The sequence below is a fragment of the Catenulispora sp. GAS73 genome, assembly GCF_041262085.1.
Taxonomy (GTDB): Bacteria; Actinomycetota; Actinomycetes; order Streptomycetales; family Catenulisporaceae; genus Catenulispora.
On the sequence record NZ_JBGCCM010000011.1, the window covers coordinates 154,766 to 170,454 of the forward strand.

Below are 15,689 nucleotides of genomic sequence, written 5' to 3' on the forward strand. Positions count from 1 at the left end.
CATGCCTGTGCCCGTGCCCGCCAGCTCCGACGTCCTGATCATCGGCGGCGGCCTGATCGGTCTGGCCACCGCCTGGCGGACCGCCGCCCGGGGTCTGTCGGTGACGCTGTGCGATCCGGCGCCGGGGGCCAACGCGTCGTTCGCGGCGGCCGGCATGCTCACGCCGGTCACGGAGCTGCACTACGGCGAGGAGGCGCTGCTCGGCCTGAACCTGGCCTCGGCCAAGCGGTATCCGTCGTTCGTCGCCGAGCTGCGCGAGGCGTCCGGCGGTCTGGATCCCGGGTACACCGAGGCCGGGACCCTGGTCGTGGCCTTCGACGCCGACGACCGCGAAGTGCTCTCCGAGCTGCACGTCTTCCAGCAGTCGCTGGGGCTGAAGGCCGAGTGGCTCAACGGCCGGGAGTCGCGGCGGCTGGAGCCGATGCTGGCGCCGAGTGTGCGCGGCGGGCTGCTGGTCTCCGGGGACCACCAGGTCGACAACCGGATGCTGCTGGCCGCGTTGTTCGCGGCGCTGGAGCGGGATCCGAACGCGACGATCGTGCGCACGAAGGTCGCCGAGCTGACTGTGACTGGGGACGGGGACCGCGCGACCGGCGTGCTGCTGGAGGACGGCACGGCGCTGTCCGCAGACCAAGTAGTACTGTCGGCCGGCTGCTGGTCCGGGCAGATCGCCGGCATCCCGGCCGAACTGCTGCCGCCGGTGCGTCCCGTCAAGGGGCAGATCCTGCGGCTGGCGGTGCCGGACGTCTTCAGGCCGTTCCTGTCCCGCACCGTGCGCTACGTCGTGCGCAACAACCACGCCTACCTCGTCCCGCGCGAGCACGGCGAGCTCGTGCTCGGCGCCACCGTCGAGGAGCAGGACTACGACACCGCGGTCACCGCCGGCGGCGTCTACGAGCTGCTGCGCGACGCCCGCGAACTGGTCCCCGGCATCACCGAGCTGCCGCTGATCGAGAGCCGCGCCGCGCTGCGCCCCGGCACCCCCGACAACGCCCCGCTGATCGGCCCGACCGCGCTGCCCGGGCTGCTGTACGCCACCGGCCACTACCGGCACGGCGTGCTGCTCACCCCGGCCACCGCCGACGGCGTCGCGGAGATCCTGGCGACCGGCACCGTCCCGGAGGCGCTGGCCCCCTTCAGTCCGCAAAGGTTCGGAAAATGAGCGCTGAGCACATCATGCAGCTGTCAGTGAACGGCGAGCCCTCGCAGATCGCCGAGGGCACCACCGTCGCGGATCTGGTCGTCTCGCTGGTCGAGGCGGCGCGGGAGGGCAACCGCGGCGGGATCGCGGTGGCCGTCAACGAAACCGTCGTCCCCCGCGCGTCCTGGGACGGCACCCCGCTCAACGCCGGCGACCGGGTCGAGATCCTGACCGCCGTGCAAGGAGGCTGAAACCGCTGTGACCGCACTGCTGGAACCCACCGGAACCACCGCCGACAGCTTCGAGCTCGCCGGGAAGACCTTCACCTCCCGGCTCATCATGGGCACCGGCGGCGCGCCCTCCCTGGAGGTGCTGGAGCAGGCGCTGCTGGCCTCCGGCACCGAGCTGACCACCGTGGCGCTGCGCCGGGTGTCGACGGCCACCCGCGGCTCCGTTCTGGACGTGCTGCGCCGCAACGACATCCAGGTCCTGCCGAACACCGCCGGCTGCTTCACCGCCGGCGAGGCGATCCTCACCGCCCGCCTGGCCCGCGAGGCCCTGGGCACCGACTGGGTCAAGGTCGAGGTGATCGCCGACGAGCACACCCTGCTCCCGGACCCGATCGAACTGGTCGCCGCCTGCGAGGCCCTGGTCGACGACGGCTTCACCGTCCTGCCGTACACCTCCGACGACCCGGTCCTGGCCAAGCGCCTGGAGCAGCTCGGCTGCGCCGCGGTGATGCCGGCCGGCGCCCCGATCGGCTCCGGCCTGGGCGTGCGCAACCCGCACAACATCGAGCTGATGGTGGACGCGGTCTCGATCCCGGTGATCCTGGACGCGGGCATCGGCACCGCCTCGGACGCCACCCTGGCCATGGAGCTGGGCTGCTCGGCGGTCATGCTCGCCACCGCGGTCACCCGCGCCCAGCACCCGGTGGCGATGGCCACGGCGATGCGGCACGCGATCGAGGCCGGACGGCTGGCGCGCGCCGCCGGCCGGATGCCGAAGCGGTACCACGCGCAGGCTTCGTCGACCATGGACGGCCGGGCTCACCTGCGGGATGAGGTTCCTGCGTTCGACTAGGACGCGGGAGCGCGCCGCCAAAGCCCGCGCCACCACAACCGACGGTCCGGTGGCTGGAACCACCGCGACCGGTGCGGCACCGCGACGATCACGCCTGTCGCCTGACGCGGATCGGCATCGCGGGCAAGACAAGCCAAGACAAGCAAGGCACGGCGAGCCTGTACCGGCCTGCCGCGCCTTGCTTTGCCAATGTCCGTGGCCGTGTCCGTGTCCGTCAGTGCCTTCTGCGGCGGCGGTGCTCTCGATAGTCACTGTCCCAGTCTTCCTCGGGGACCGAGTTCATGACTTGATCCGCGGCGCCGTATCGCATCCGAGTGCGGATTTCCTGAGTCGTCGGGTAGTTCGGGCGGGACCGCCGGGCGGCAGCGTTGTCATAGTCATGCAGGTGCAGGGAAGGTGAGCGGACCACCGGCGTTCCATCCTCGCCACGGACCTCGAACCGCATGTCATCGTAGACCTGGTGCCCCCTACCGCTTGCACCGCGGCCGGTCAGGCCCGCACCGGTCACCGTCACGCCCAACATCGACGTGACTTCGGGCACCGAGTCCTCCCACCTCTTGTGGTCGAGGTTCGTCGCGTGCGAGCCGGGCGTGAGATTGCTCGCCCGTTGCGTCTGGCCGTACACCCCGTCGCCGAGAGCGTAGGCGGCGCCGGTGTGCAGATGAGCCGCCGTACCTCGCGGCGGCCTGCCCGCGTCGGTCAGAATATCCCTCGCGGGATACCCCATCACAGCGTTCTGATCGACGGCCCTGCGACCGGGCGGGTTCTGGCGCTGGGTCTCGTCGGTCACGTAGTTGATGTCGTAGCGGTCGTAATCGGTGTCGCCGTAGAAGTCGTCGTAGCCCGGGGTGGATCCGCGTGAGCTGGAAGCGTAGGAGGTGCTGGCTCGGCGGTCGTCGTAGTCCCGGGAGCGGTGACGACGCCGGCGCTCGTCTTCCTCGCGCGGGCTGATGGAACGTCGCCGGTCTGAGTCGCGTGCGCGCTGAACGGTGGCCCGCTGGAGCGTCGTGTCCGAGGCGGCTTCCGCACCGGTCGCGGTGTCCTGCCCGGCGGCGGCCTGCCGACCCCCGGCCTGCTGCGCGGCGAGCGACGGAGCGACCTCGGCCCCCTGGGCGAACGCGTCGCCGTCGATCGCGGCCTCCCGCTCACTGCCCTGGTTCGGGTCGGTCACCGTGACGGAGCCGTGGTTCGTGCCGGTCTCGCGGATCCCCCGGAGGTTCTTGTCGAGGTGCCCGATCTCGTGGCCGGCGGTGGCCGGGTCGTGCTCGGCACCGTCGGCGAACAGGATGTGGGTGCCGACCGTCAGGGCCTTGGCACCGAACGCCGCGGTGGCTCGCTGGGCGAGCGGACCGGTGTGGACGCGGCCCTGGGAGAGACGGTCGTTCTGATAGAACGACTGCGCCTTCTTGAGTGTGCCGCTCTCGATCGGCCGGCTCGCGGAGGCCAGGGCGGCGTCGAGGGTCTGCGCCGGCGCCTCGACGGTCTCGGCGTTCTCGGCGCGCTGGACCGCACCGTGCCCGCAGCCGGCGCCGTGGACATGCTCCTCCTGGGCGAGCACGCGGGACACGGCCTGATTGCCGACGGCGCGCTGAAGCGCCAAAGCCGCGCCGGGGGTCATCGGGCCGCGGGCCGCGGCTGCCGGGGACATCACGGAAGACCGCGGAGCCTTGGCCGCACCGCCGCCCGTCCCTCGCTTGTTCTCAGGCAACTTCTCTGGTGTGTGCATGGATCCCGCCTTCGCAGGGGTACAGACGACATTCAATCCACCATTGTCAGCACGAGCGCCGCGATGCCGGGAGCCGGCTCCTGGGCACGGATGACTGCCCGTACGGGCAACCGGGGCGGTCTCCACGCCTCGCGGAAGAGCGCCGGGGCAACGCCGGGAGAACATCGGGACGACGCCGCCCGGCTACTCCAAGTTGTTTCCCACCAGACCAGCGACGGTCCCACGTTCTAGACTCTGCTCCGTGGACAAGACTTTGGACGATTCGCTGGTCGGGCAGGTCCTCGACGAGCGCTACCGGGTCGACTCCCTGATCGCTCGCGGGGGCATGGCAACGGTCTACCTGGCCACCGACCGGCGGCTCGACCGCGTGGTCGCGCTCAAGGTCATGCATCCTGAGCTGGCGCGGCACGACGAGTTCGTGTCGCGCTTCATCCGGGAGGCGAAGACCGCCGCGCGCCTGACCCACCCCAACATCGTCGCGGTGTTCGACCAGAGTGCCGACGGCGGGCACGTGTATCTGGTCATGGAGTTCATCGACGGCCAGACGCTGCGCGAGCTGCTGTCCGACCGCGGCCGCTTCACCCCGCGCGAGGCGCTGGAGATCCTGGCGCCGGTGCTCTCGGCGCTGGGCGCCGCGCACCGCGCCGGGATGGTGCACCGGGACGTGAAGCCGGAGAACGTGCTGATCGGCAAGGAGGGGACCTACGCGCACGCGGTGAAGGTCGCCGACTTCGGGCTGGCGCGCTCGGCGGCGGCCGGGGCGACGGTGTCGCTGGCCGGGATGATCGTCGGCACCGCCTCGTATCTGGCCCCCGAGCAGGTCAAGTCCGGGATCTGCGACGCCCGCTCGGACGTGTACTCGGCCGGCATCGTGCTCTACGAGATGCTCACCGGGGCCAAGCCCTTCGTCGCCGACTCCCCGATCCAGGTCGCCTACCGGCACGTCCACGACCAGGTGCCGGCCCCCTCGGCCGCCGTGCCCGGCCTGGACCCGGCGCTGGACGCGCTGGTCGCCCGGGCCACCGCCAAGGAGCCGGACGAGCGGCCGGGCGACGCCAACGTCCTGCACGCCGAGGTGCTGCGCACCATCGGCAGCCTGCCGGACGCCGCGCTGGACTTCGGCGCGATCCCGGAGGACCGGGACCCGGACAACACCGCGACCGCGGAGTTCGCGGCCCTGGCCGGGCAGCGCCACACCGCGCGCACCAGGGTGATGCCGGCGCCGGAGAACACCCGCGCCGTGCCGCCGCCCCCGCCGCTGCCGACCAACCCGACCCGGGTGGACCACGCCGCCCGGGCCACCAAGCCCGGCGGCAAGCAGGTCTACAAGGCCCGCACCTCCCCGAACCAGCCGCGCCAGCTGATCCCGGCCGACCAGCCCTGGCGGCCGCGGCGCGGGCACTACGCGCTGGCCGTGATCCTGGTGATCGCGGTGGTCCTGGGGATCGTGGCGTGGTGGACCACCAGCGGGCAGTTCCGCTCGATGCCCTCGGTGATCCGGCAGACCCAGGACGCCGCGCTGGCCGAGCTGACCCGCGACGGCCTGCGCCCGGAGGTCCTGAACGACTACAGCGACAGCGTGCCGTCCGGGCAGGTGATCACCTCCTCGCCGGATCCGTCCGGCAAGGTGAAGAAGGGCGGCGCGGTGAAGATCACAGTCTCCCGCGGCCCCAAGCCGGTCCTGGTGCCGGACGAATCGGGTCAGACCCCTGATTCGGCCACCGAGGCCCTGCGGTCCGCCGGCTTCCAGGTGGTGATCGCCCCGGACCAGGTCTTCTCCGAGACCGTGGCCAGCGGTTCCGTGGCGTCGGTGAACCCCTCGTCGGCGCAGCCGGGGAGCACGGTGACGCTGACGCTGTCCAAGGGCGCCGCGACCTTCCCGGTGCCGGACGTGACCGGACTTTCGGAGGACGACGCCCGCGCAAAGCTGGCGGCCCAAGGCTTCACCAACGTAGAAGTCAACAAGTGGTTCTTCGGCAGCACGATCCATTCACAGCAGCCTGAGGCGGGGAAGTATGCACGGCACAAGGACCCCGTGGCGCTCTTCGAGAACCCGCTGTCCTGACCGGGAGCGCGCGGCGGGTCCGCGCGCCCCGGGCCCCGCCTGCGAGGACCGGATACTTCGGCGATTCGGCCCGTTCACGGACGAGGGATGTCCATACTCGACAGTGGCCGTCCGGTGACGGAACGTCAGTGATGGTCAGCGGCGCCCGGCGCGGGTAAGAGGATGAGTGGACGCGAGCCGCGGCGGAGTCGGTGGTGCTGACCCGGGACCGCCGGACGGCACGCGGTGGGCAGGCAGCGAGAGGGTGGGAGCGAGCAGTGGATCGGACGGTGGCGGATCAAGCCGCCACTCCCTTTTCCGGTACACCCGGCGCCCCGGAAGCGGGCGCGGTCGGAGCGGGGGGTGACAAGCGCACTCCCCGGCACGCGGCACCGCCGCACGACTGGCACGACACCGCCGACTCGGTGCGCCTGCGCCTGGCCCTGCTGAACCGGGCCAGCGAGGAGATCGGCACCACCCTGGACCTGGTGCGCACCGCCGAGGAACTGGTCGGCATCGCGATACCCGACTTCGCCGACACCACGTGGGTGCTGCTGCAGGAGCGGGTCGCCACGCACCACGAGATCCCGGCGCCGTTCAAGGACGGCGGCGCGCGGGTGCGCCGGCTGGCCCTGGGCGTCTCCGACAAGGACCCGCTGCCGGTGGAGTTCTGGTTGTCCACCCTGCCGATCGGCGAGACCGCGGTGTGCCCGCCGGCCTCCCCCTTCGCGCGGTGCATGGCCGAGCGGCGCTCGCTGTTCTTCCCGGTGGTCCCGGACGAGTTGGCGCTGCGCACCTCCGAGGACTTCGGACGCCCGGACTTCTACCAGGCCATAGCGGGGCGTTCCCTGCTTCTCAGCCCTTTGATGGCTCGCGGCCGGGTGCTGGGCCTGCTGGCGTTCAACCGCGACCCGGCGGCGCGCGCCGAGTTCTGCGGCCGGGACGTGGAGCTGGCGGACAACCTGGCGCGGCGCACGGCGCTGTGTATAGACAACGCGCGGCTGTACAACCTGGAGAAGTCGCAGGCGCTGACGTTGCAGAGTTCGCTGCTGCCCAAGCGGGTGCAGCCGCCGCCGGGGATGGAGGTCGCGCACCGGTATGTGCCGGGCAGCGACGTGGCGGAGGTCGGCGGCGACTGGTTCGACGTGATCCCGCTGACCGGCGGCCGGGTGGCGCTGGTGGTCGGGGACGTGATGGGGCACGGGATGCAGGCCGCCACGGTGATGGGGCAGCTGCGCACCGCGGTGCGAACGCTGGCCCGGCTGGAGCTGCCGGTGACCGAGCTGATGGGACACCTGGACGCGCTGCTGCCGGACATGGCCGACAGCTACCTGTTCGCCACGTGCATCATCGCGGTGCACGATCCGGAGGCGCGCACGTGCGAGATCGTGCGGGCCGGGCACGTGCCGCCGGTGATCGTGCACCCGGACCCGGCGGTGAAGCCGCGGATCGAGGACGTGCCGGCGAACCGGCCGCTGGGGCTGGGGTTCGTGTCGGACCCGTTCGAGTCCTGGACGCTGGACCTGCCGGAGGGCTCGCTGCTGGTGCTGTGCACGGACGGCTTGGTGGAGTCGAAGAACCGCGACATCGGAGACGGATTACATCTGTTGCTGGAGAACCTCGGCGATCCCGAAGCGGGCCTGGAAGAGATCTGCGACACCCTGACCCGGACGCTGGTGCTGGAGGGCGACCGCGACGACCTGGCGCTGCTGGTGGCGCGGATCGGGCGCGCGCCGTCGCGCTCGGCGTCGTGGGAGCTGCCGGCGGAGTCGTACGCGGTGCGTGAGGCGCGGCACTTCGTGCGGCAGCAGGCCGGCTCGTGGGGGCTGCCGGCGGACACCGTCGACACCGCGGAGCTGTTGGTCAGCGAGCTGGCGACGAACGCGGTGCGGCACGCGGCCGGGCCCGGGCCGATCGAGATCCGGCTGTCCTATGACGAGCGGCTGACGTGCGAGGTCGCCGACCAGGTCGGGGCCGAGCCGCGGCCGGCGGCGCTGCCGGACGATCTGGAGGAGAGCGGCCGGGGGCTGTTCCTGGTCAGCGAGCTGTCGGCGGACTGGGGGTCGCGGCGGACGTCGACGGGGAAGGTCGTGTGGTTCGCTTTGGAGGGGTTGGCGGTGGCGGCTTAGGTTCCGGCGTTCAGGTTCGCCGGACCTACACACCGCACTTCGCGAACAGGGCGTCGGCCTGCGCGCGGTCGAGCTCGCGGACGAGTTCCACGGAGGCCTGGAGCGCTTCGTGCACGACCCCGTACATGTTGGCCGGGTTCCAGTTGATCGACATGCCCTTCGGCTCGACCATCAGGAGCGGCAGGCCGTCGACCGTCGGCAGCTCGGAGGGCGAGGCCGAACCGGGCATGAACAGCGTGCCGGGCAGGGCGAAGTTGAACCGCAGGTGGTCGTGCAGGTCCTGGTTCGAGAAGTCGTCCTCGGCGAGGTCGCGGTTGCGGGCGAAGCGGACCATCTCGGGGTCGACGGGCTCGGCGTCGAGGTAGCCGGGTCCGGCGTGCCGCAGGAGCGCGTCCTGGAGCAGGGCGTAGCAGTGGTAGAGGCGGTCGCGCACGCCGATCATGCGGAACTGGAAGGCGCGCCGGTTCTTGGCGTCGAGCACGAGCAGGTCCACGTCGTCGTGCAGGGTGAACACCTCGCGCAGGAACCACGGGACCAGCCCGGCCTCTTCGAGCTCGTCCAGCCGCGCCATCACCTCCGGCCGCGCGCGCCAGCGCTTGCGGGTCCCGACGGAGCGGCAGAGCATCGTCATGGTCGCCATGAACGTCAGCTGCCCGGCGGTGGTCACCATCTCGTCGCCCCGGTTGCGCTCGTCGGCGAGGGCGTCGAGCTGCTGGACGAACAGCTCCAGCGTGGCGTCGATGGCGGCGCCGGCGTCGGCTCCCCGCTCGACCAGGGTGCCGCACATGAGGGCCAGGACGGCGGTGTGGAACAGGTCGCCGCCCGGCATGAGGTTGCGCAGCGAGACGACGTTGGCGGTGAGCTCCGCGGGGTCCTGCGACTCCATCAGCTCGGACACCTCGACCCCGGCGTCCGGCGGGAGGAACAGGCCCTGGCCGTCGGCGAGCGCTGCGATCTCCTCTGCGGTGGTCCGTGCCCGGACGAATCCGGCCAACGCTTCCAGCACTGTGGAATCCCCCCACTTCGCATTCAGGTTCGAACGGAAACTGTACCAAGGTCCTGCGATCGGGCTCGGTCTCGCCTACCGAATATAAATCCGCTATTCGGCAAAGTTATGAGAGGCTGGCGGGCGTGAACACCGAAGTCCCGCCCGGGTCGCCTGCCCCGCCCGCCCCCGAGTCGGCTCTGAGCGTACCGCCGACGCCAGGTTCGCCGTCGTCGTCGCTGTCCCCCGCGCACCAGTACGCCGCGACGCGCCGCTCGGGCCTGCTGGCGACCGCCGGGCTGGTGGCCACCACGGCGGTGTGGGGCTCGACGTTCCTGGTCGTGAAGGACGCCATCGCCTCGGTACCGGTGCTGGACTTCCTGGGGCTGCGGTTCGCGGTGGCGTGCGCGGCGATGCTCGCGGTGCGCCCCCGGGCCCTGGCGGGGCTGGGGCGCGGCGGCTGGCGACACGGCGTGCTGCTCGGCCTGGTGCTGGCGGCGGGGTACGCGGCGCAGACGTTCGGGCTGCGGACCGCATCGGCCTCGGTGTCGGGATTCATCACCGGACTGTTCGTGGTGTTCACTCCGCTGATCGGTGCGGTGCTACTACGACGGCGCGTGCCACCGGCGGTGTGGGCAGCGGTGGCGCTGGCGACGGTCGGACTCGCACTGATCTCGCTGCACGGCCTGTCGATAGGGCGCGGGGAGCTGCTGACGGTGGTCGGCGCGTTCTTCTTCGCACTGCACATCGTGGGCCTGGGCGAATGGTCGCACCGCCACGACGCCTACGCCCTGGCGGTGGTGCAGATCGGCACGGTCGCGGCGGTCTCGCTGCTGCTGGCGGTGATCAGCCACGGGAGCAGCGGCGGCCGCATCCTGACGCTGCCCCCGAACGCCTCCAGCTGGGCCGCGGTCGCGGTGACGGCACTGCTCGGCACGGCGGCGGGCTTCTTCCTGCAGACCTGGTCCCAGGCCAGGATGCCGGCCACCCGCGCCGCAGTGGTGCTGACGATGGAACCGGTGTTCGCGGGCGTGACCGGAGTACTGGCCGGCGAGACGCTGGCGGTGCGCGGGTGGATCGGGGCCGCACTGGTGCTCGCGGCGATGTATGCGGTGGAGTTGGGGCCGCGGCGCAGGTAGACGATGGCGGCGGTCGGGGCTGGGCTGCGGCAGGCGGGCAGGCGGGCAGGCGGGCAGGCGGGCAGGCGGGCAGGCGGGCAGCAGAGCCACAGCCACAGCGGCGCTAAGCGCAAGGGCCGGTAGCGGCGGCCGCGCTGGCGGCGCTCGGGCCGGTGCCGCGGCGGCGCTGGCGGCAGTCGAGGCCGCAGCGATGCTGGGCAGCAGAGTCGCGGTCGCAGCAGAGGAAGGATCGGAGGTGCCGCTTCGCTGGCTGGCTGCGGAGGCGGCAGGCGATGCAGCCAGGGCCGCGCTTGCGGCGGCGTTTGGCAGTGGAGCCGGGGTCGCGGCGAGGCAGCCGCAGCATCGCTAGGCAGCGGAGCCGGGGAGCGCGAGACACTGCGGCGGCGTTTGGCAGCGGAGCCGAGGTCGGGGCGGGGCTGGTCGCCGGCTAGTGCAGCGCGGCGTGCTCGGCCCGAGCGATCTCCGCGTCGTACTCGCCGGCGTCGAAGCGGAACTCGGGCAGCACCGGGGCCGGTCCGTTCAGGTCTCGCCAGCCGCCCCACACCACCTGCTCGCCGTCGCGGCGGATGGTCACGGCCAGCGCGCCGCAGCACTCGGGGGTGCAGTCGGCCTCGGCAAGGACGACTTCGCGCGGCTCGGCGGCGGCGCGCAGTCCGCCGTCCGGGCGGAGCAGGATCTCCGGCGGGAGCCCCGGGCCGGAGACGAAGGACTCGCGGATTATGTCGCGGCCGTCGATCAGCGGGTGGACTGCCGCTTCGACGCCCCAGTGCTCCGATCCGCCGATCTCGATGCGGATGCTGCTCAGCCCCGTCGCCATGCCCTGATTCTGGCACTCCGTCGCGGTTGGCGCGCGGACAACGCAGGGTCCGAAATCCGCTGGCGCGCTGCGCGACCCCGAGGCCTGCGAAGACGCCCTTAAGGGAAATCGCCCCCTCAACGCCGAAGCGGCGGCTGACGCATAAACGTCAGCCGCCGGTCCCTGCCGAACACTCGCCGATCACTTGCCGATCGGTCGCCGATCAGTTGTTGATCCCGCCCGGGTTGTTGCCGGGGCCGTCGGAGTCGTCGTCATCGTCGTCGTCGCCGCCCTGCCCGACCGAGTCCACCTCGACCTCAAGCCCGAGCCGCTCGGCCAGCCAGCCGTTGAAGCCGATCGAGGCCTGCACCCAGTTCATGACGCTGGCGACGAAGTAGTCGACGTTCACGCCCTGCGGCACGACCATCTGCGACTCGCCGACCAGCCGCAGCACGCCCTCCTCGTTGGTGTGCGTGTACACCTTCGGCCACAGCGAGTCGCGGTTCCACTCGTCGATGACGTCGAGCAGTTCCTGCTTCTCCTCCAGCGGGTACGCGCGCTCGTAGAAGGCGCGCACCGCGAACAGCTCCTTGTTCTCCCCACGGAACATCGCGTAGACACGGAAGCCCGGCCAGGAAGCGACGATGTCGCCCTCGTCGTCGGTGCCGTACTTGATCCCGACCTGCTCGAACAGGTCACCGATCAAGGCGGCGTCGGGCTTGATGATCGGCGGCGGACCCTGCGGCGGCTCCTGCGGGCCGAAGTTCGGGATGGCTCCCGGATCGATGGTCATGCGTTGTCCTCAGCGGCAGATTCAGAAGTTGGCTCTTCCATCCTGTCATCACCCGGCAACGAGGCTGTACTCGTGGCCGCACCCAACCGATGGCGGCGCCGGCCGGGACGGGCTCACGCCTCGTCGTCCGCGCCCAGTCCCGACCCCGCGAACAAGTACTCCACCAGCTTCGCCAGCGCCGGCAGGGCCGCGGCCACCGCGTCCTGCTCGGGCAGCTCCAGCCGCTCCAGGGCGGCGCCGATCCGCCGCTGGTGCGCCGCCTGCCAGTCGGCCAGCTGGTTGCGGCCGGCCTCGGTCAGCTCCACCACCGCCACCCGGCGGTCGTCGGCGTGCGTGCCGCGCACCACCAGGCCCGCCGTCATCAGCTGCCCGATCAGCCCGCTGACCGTCGAGGTGGACAGCCGCTGGCGCGCCGCCAGGTCGCCGACCCGGGCCGGGGACCGGTCGCTGAGCGCCTGCATCAGCTCGATCTGCGCCATCGGCAGCGCCTCCCACGGGTACTCCGTGCGGATCGACGTGCGCAGCGCGCGCCGCAGCCGCGTCACCACGTCGGTGAGTTGCTGCGCGGTCGCGTCGCCAGTCGCGGGCGGCTGGTACGTCTGGGCCTCGAACTGCTGTGGCGTCGCGGGGGTCTCCGGCGTAGGCATGTCCAGACCTTAGAAGACGAGGGCCCGGTTGCGCCTGTGCCTCCGCACGGTTGAGACACAGTGTCGGCGTTCCGAATATTTCGGTGTCCGAAACTTTCGGAGTACGCTGGAAATCGTGAACGTCCTGCTTCGTGAGCGACCGCGTCCGGAACGCATACGCAACCTCCCCTGGGCCTGGCGGCTGGCAGTCCTGACCGTCTGCTTCGGCGCCTTCATGGGCCAGCTCGACGCCTCGATCACCACGCTCGCCTTCCCGGCCCTGCGCACCGAGTTCCACGCGTCCCTGTCCGCGGTCTCCTGGGTCTCCCTGTCGTACTTGCTGACGCTCACCCTGCTGCTGGTCCCGACCGGCCGTCTGTCGGACGCCTTCGGCCGCAAGCTGTTCTACGTCTACGGCTTCGGCGTCTTCACCGCCGCCTCCGCCGCCTGCGCCCTGGCCCCCAGCCTGGACACCCTCATCGCCTTCCGCGTGGTCCAGGCCCTGGGCGCGGCGATGCTCCAGGCCAACAGCATCGCGCTGATCTCCAACGCCGCCCCGCGCGAGAAGCTGCGCCAGGCCCTGGGCGTCCAGGCCGCGGCGCAGGCGCTCGGCCTGGGCCTGGGCCCCGCGGTCGGCGGCCTGCTGGTGGACACCCTCGGCTGGCGCTGGGTGTTCGGGGTGAACGTCCCGGTCGGCGTCGTGGCCCTGGTCGGCGGCGTCCTGATGCTCCCGCGCACCCGCGAGCGCAACCCGGGCCTCAAGCCCGATCTGGGCCCCCTGAAGCAGCACGACGTCCGCTGGGGCCTGCTCGGCGCGGCCGGCGGCTACCTGGTCCTGTTCGGGCCGCTGGTCCTGGTGCCGGTGATCATGGCCGCGCGGGGCAGCAGCGCGCTGTCCTCCGGCCTGGTGCTGACCACACTGCCGGTGGGCTTCGCGGTCGGCGCCTCGTTCCTGAAGTGCCGGGCCGGGGCCGGGCTGGGCCTGGCCGTGGCCGCCCTGGCCGGGCTGCTGGTGCTGCCGTTCGAGCCGGCGGTGCTGGTCCCGCTGCTGGGCGTCCTGGGGCTGGGCCTGGGCGCCTACGCCCCGGCGAACAACGCGCAGGTGATGGCAGCGGTGCCGCAGAAGGCTTCGGGTGTCATCAGCGGTTTCCTCAGCACGGCTCGCAGCCTGGGCACGTCCGGCGGCATCTACCTGGTGACGACCGCTATAGCGTTCGCGCACCACAACAACGGACTCGGATCGCGCTATGCGTTCGGCGGCCTATTGGCCGTCTGCCTGCTCACCTTGGCCGTCTCGGTACGAAACGTAGACCCGGGAACGCACCCGGTCCCGGACGAACTCGTCGACGAGCCGCCAGCCCCACTCGGTCCGCAGATCGGGCCGCTTGTGCGGGGTGACGATCAGCAGCGCGTCGGACACCTGAGCCAGCTGCCACGCCAGCAGCGGCAGGCGAGAGACGTCGGCCAGGTGCAGCGCGAAACTGCACACAGTCAGTGAGTAGTGGCGGCCGGCCAGAGCCCCTGCCGCGACGTCTTCAAAGCTCAACTCTTCGGCGGGGATCCCTATAGCGGCGCTATACGCGGCCGCCGTATAGGGATCCGCTGCGTCGATCTCCTTAGCGCCGATCTCAAGGAGTGCGCGCGTCGCTTCTCCGCTGCCGCACGCCAAGTCCAGTACGTGGCGCAGATCCAAGGAGTTCCGCTTCACGCTCTCCTGGATGACGGCGCGTACGGCGGTCTCGTGCGGATTCCGGTAGTCGGCTCCGAACCGCCGGTAGTACTCCTCCGCACCGAACTCTTCGTACGCGCTGCGGATGGAGGACATACAGATCACGATAAGTCGCGCAGCTCCTTGGCCGCTCGTGCCACCTCCCCAAGCACGTGCGGAGTGAACTCGAAGACCGCCTGGTCCCCTTTGAACGGGACGTCCGGCGACCACGTGAAGCGCAGCTCGTAGCCGGACCGTTTGCGACCTCCCATCCGTGCCAGAGCCGCGCAGACCTCTCTGGCGAGCGTCGGACGGGTCGCCCTGTAGCCGTTCACTATCGGGAAGTACGCCTGCGACTCGTGATCCCCTATGGCCGCGCGGAAGGCGCCCAGGACGCCCTCGTACATCGTCCGGGTCACCCTGCGCTCGATCGGCTCCCCGACGTCCGGGGTGAGGACGGTCCGCACCGTGAGCACCGGCACGCCGGTGCGCGAGGTCCCCACCTCGGCGCCGCGCACGAAGTCCCAGGCGTGTTTGGCGTCCACGGCGCGCGCCGCCGCCAGGGCGAGGTCGCGCAGGCCGGTCATCGCCGGCGCCAGATCGGCCAGCGAGAACTCGTTGAGGCGCACGTAGAGCACGTCCGCCCACTTGAGGTCCAGGTCGCCGAGGACCGAGTTCGCGTCCCGCTGCTCGGCGTTCGCGACGGTCTCCAGCAGGTCGGTCATCCGCAGCGGATAGTCGCGCAGCCGCTGGTCCAGCGGCACCAGCACCTCGTACGGGTGCGGGTTCGCGACCCCGGGCGGCGGGTCGAGCTCCCAGATCTGGCCGCGCCCGTAGTCGCGGCCTCTGCGCCAGCCCGTTGCTGCCAAATAGCGGAGTACGTCATCCGGCCGGAGCCTTGCGGCCCGGCCGGATGTGGATGTGGGGGCGGTCATGACGTGAGCATCTCCCGGAACCCATCGCCGAACAGCCCGTGGAGGGCCCTGATAGTAAGCAGATTCTCACGCGGGACGCGCACTGTATACGTACTTGACCGGTTTCTTCCGGGCAACGGGAGCGCGTCGTGGAAACACGCCCAATACGCGGCGTGCCGGAGAATTAGCCGGTCCGTGGTGATGTCCGTCCACGCCGAGGAGGCGCGCGGCACGACCACGAGGAACAGGAACCGGGGCACCAGGTAGTCGCGCCCGGCGAGCCAGTTGAAGTTCTTCACTTCCAGCGGATAACGCCAGGCGACGTCGTTTCCGCGCGGATCGGACCAGGACTTCACCTGGGCGTCTATCAGGGGGAACCCGCGGCGTCCGTCGGCGGCGGGATAGCGCAGCGTCCAGTCCACTCCGACCCGGTCGCGGTCGGAGCGCAGGGCGTCGAGGTTGGCCGCGGCGGCCAGGGCTCTGATGAAAGTCTCACCGAAGTCGCCCTGGTGTCCGGAGTCGCCGAGGCTCAGGGGGCGTCCGGCACCCCCGGTCTTGTTCTCGTTGGCCTGGAACCCTTGGTCGATGGTCCCCGTCATGGTTTC

At 71.2% G+C, this 15,689-nt stretch carries 14 protein-coding genes; 7 read left to right on the top strand and 7 right to left on the bottom strand.

What is annotated here, in order from left to right:
* Nucleotide 1 precedes the first annotated feature (1 nt).
* Genes thiO through ABH935_RS18570 form a run of 3 tightly spaced genes read left to right on the top strand, consistent with a single transcriptional unit; the run spans nucleotide 2 to nucleotide 2,224 of the window.
* Nucleotides 2-1,162 (top strand): glycine oxidase ThiO, encoded by a 1,161-nt coding sequence (gene thiO, locus ABH935_RS18560; RefSeq protein WP_370379149.1) that lies wholly within the window; start codon nucleotides 2-4, stop codon nucleotides 1,160-1,162.
* A complete protein-coding gene (thiS, locus tag ABH935_RS18565) occupies nucleotides 1,159-1,392 on the top strand; it encodes a sulfur carrier protein ThiS (protein WP_228561913.1) in 234 nt (77 codons plus the stop codon). Before thiO ends, thiS begins: the two co-directional genes overlap by 4 nt.
* A 16-nt stretch (nucleotides 1,393-1,408) precedes the next feature.
* A complete protein-coding gene (locus ABH935_RS18570; protein WP_370379264.1) occupies nucleotides 1,409-2,224 on the top strand; it encodes a thiazole synthase in 816 nt (271 codons plus the stop codon).
* Between the two features lie 214 nt (nucleotides 2,225-2,438).
* Here ABH935_RS18570 and ABH935_RS18575 read toward each other — a convergent pair whose 3' ends face one another.
* Nucleotides 2,439-3,950 (bottom strand): DUF4157 domain-containing protein, encoded by a 1,512-nt coding sequence (locus ABH935_RS18575; RefSeq protein WP_370379150.1) that lies wholly within the window; start codon nucleotides 3,948-3,950, stop codon nucleotides 2,439-2,441.
* 241 nt (nucleotides 3,951-4,191) lie between these two features.
* Here ABH935_RS18575 and pknB point away from each other — a divergent pair, with 241 nt between their 5' ends.
* Nucleotides 4,192-6,015, top strand: a complete 1,824-nt coding sequence (gene pknB / locus ABH935_RS18580; RefSeq protein WP_370379151.1) for a Stk1 family PASTA domain-containing Ser/Thr kinase — start codon at nucleotides 4,192-4,194, stop codon at nucleotides 6,013-6,015.
* Between the two features lie 269 nt (nucleotides 6,016-6,284).
* Nucleotides 6,285-8,123, top strand: coding sequence for a SpoIIE family protein phosphatase (locus ABH935_RS18585; protein ID WP_370379152.1), 1,839 nt, complete (start codon nucleotides 6,285-6,287; stop codon nucleotides 8,121-8,123).
* 25 nt (nucleotides 8,124-8,148) lie between these two features.
* Here ABH935_RS18585 and ABH935_RS18590 read toward each other — a convergent pair whose 3' ends face one another.
* Nucleotides 8,149-9,129, bottom strand: coding sequence for a hypothetical protein (locus tag ABH935_RS18590; RefSeq protein WP_370379153.1), 981 nt, complete (start codon nucleotides 9,127-9,129; stop codon nucleotides 8,149-8,151).
* A gap of 125 nt (nucleotides 9,130-9,254) precedes the next feature.
* On the opposite strand from ABH935_RS18590, the gene ABH935_RS18595 reads away from it, so the two are divergent.
* Nucleotides 9,255-10,247: a DMT family transporter gene (locus ABH935_RS18595; RefSeq protein ID WP_370379154.1), complete on the top strand. Its 993-nt coding sequence runs from the start codon at nucleotides 9,255-9,257 to the stop codon at nucleotides 10,245-10,247.
* Between the two features lie 427 nt (nucleotides 10,248-10,674).
* On the opposite strand, the gene ABH935_RS18600 is transcribed toward ABH935_RS18595, so the two are convergent.
* The 3 genes from ABH935_RS18600 to ABH935_RS18610 form a co-directional block, all read right to left on the bottom strand.
* Nucleotides 10,675-11,064, bottom strand: coding sequence for a hypothetical protein (locus tag ABH935_RS18600; RefSeq protein ID WP_370379155.1), 390 nt, complete (start codon nucleotides 11,062-11,064; stop codon nucleotides 10,675-10,677).
* A gap of 202 nt (nucleotides 11,065-11,266) precedes the next feature.
* Nucleotides 11,267-11,836, bottom strand: coding sequence for a YbjN domain-containing protein (locus tag ABH935_RS18605; protein WP_370379156.1), 570 nt, complete (start codon nucleotides 11,834-11,836; stop codon nucleotides 11,267-11,269).
* 113 nt (nucleotides 11,837-11,949) lie between these two features.
* A complete protein-coding gene (locus ABH935_RS18610; RefSeq protein ID WP_370352295.1) occupies nucleotides 11,950-12,483 on the bottom strand; it encodes a MarR family winged helix-turn-helix transcriptional regulator in 534 nt (177 codons plus the stop codon).
* A 115-nt stretch (nucleotides 12,484-12,598) separates the two neighbouring features.
* On the opposite strand from ABH935_RS18610, the gene ABH935_RS18615 reads away from it, so the two are divergent.
* The gene (locus ABH935_RS18615; RefSeq protein WP_370379157.1) at nucleotides 12,599-13,960 is read left to right on the top strand and encodes an MFS transporter; all 1,362 of its coding nucleotides are present in this window, start codon (nucleotides 12,599-12,601) and stop codon (nucleotides 13,958-13,960) included.
* Between the two features lie 332 nt (nucleotides 13,961-14,292).
* On the opposite strand, the gene ABH935_RS18620 is transcribed toward ABH935_RS18615, so the two are convergent.
* Complete coding sequence (locus ABH935_RS18620) at nucleotides 14,293-15,105, bottom strand: hypothetical protein (protein ID WP_370379158.1); 813 nt, start codon at nucleotides 15,103-15,105, stop codon at nucleotides 14,293-14,295.
* On the bottom strand, nucleotides 15,102-15,683 hold the full coding sequence (locus tag ABH935_RS18625) for a DUF4365 domain-containing protein (RefSeq protein ID WP_194906525.1): 582 nt from the start codon (nucleotides 15,681-15,683) through the stop codon (nucleotides 15,102-15,104). Before ABH935_RS18625 ends, ABH935_RS18620 begins: the two co-directional genes overlap by 4 nt.
* Nucleotides 15,684-15,689: the final 6 nt, after the last annotated feature.

Bases quoted from the DNA above. Each gene is read 5' to 3' on its own strand.
- thiO (WP_370379149.1), top strand. From the start codon at position 2: ATGCCTGTGCCCGTGCCCGCCAGCTCCGACGTCCTGATCATCGGCGGC.
- thiS (WP_228561913.1), top strand. From the start codon at position 1,159: ATGAGCGCTGAGCACATCATGCAGCTGTCAGTGAACGGCGAGCCCTCG.
- ABH935_RS18575 (WP_370379150.1), bottom strand. From the start codon at position 3,950: ATGCACACACCAGAGAAGTTGCCTGAGAACAAGCGAGGGACGGGCGGC.
- ABH935_RS18600 (WP_370379155.1), bottom strand. From the start codon at position 11,064: ATGGCGACGGGGCTGAGCAGCATCCGCATCGAGATCGGCGGATCGGAG.
- ABH935_RS18605 (WP_370379156.1), bottom strand. From the start codon at position 11,836: ATGACCATCGATCCGGGAGCCATCCCGAACTTCGGCCCGCAGGAGCCG.
- ABH935_RS18610 (WP_370352295.1), bottom strand. From the start codon at position 12,483: ATGCCTACGCCGGAGACCCCCGCGACGCCACAGCAGTTCGAGGCCCAG.
- ABH935_RS18620 (WP_370379158.1), bottom strand. From the start codon at position 15,105: ATGACCGCCCCCACATCCACATCCGGCCGGGCCGCAAGGCTCCGGCCG.
- ABH935_RS18625 (WP_194906525.1), bottom strand. From the start codon at position 15,683: ATGACGGGGACCATCGACCAAGGGTTCCAGGCCAACGAGAACAAGACC.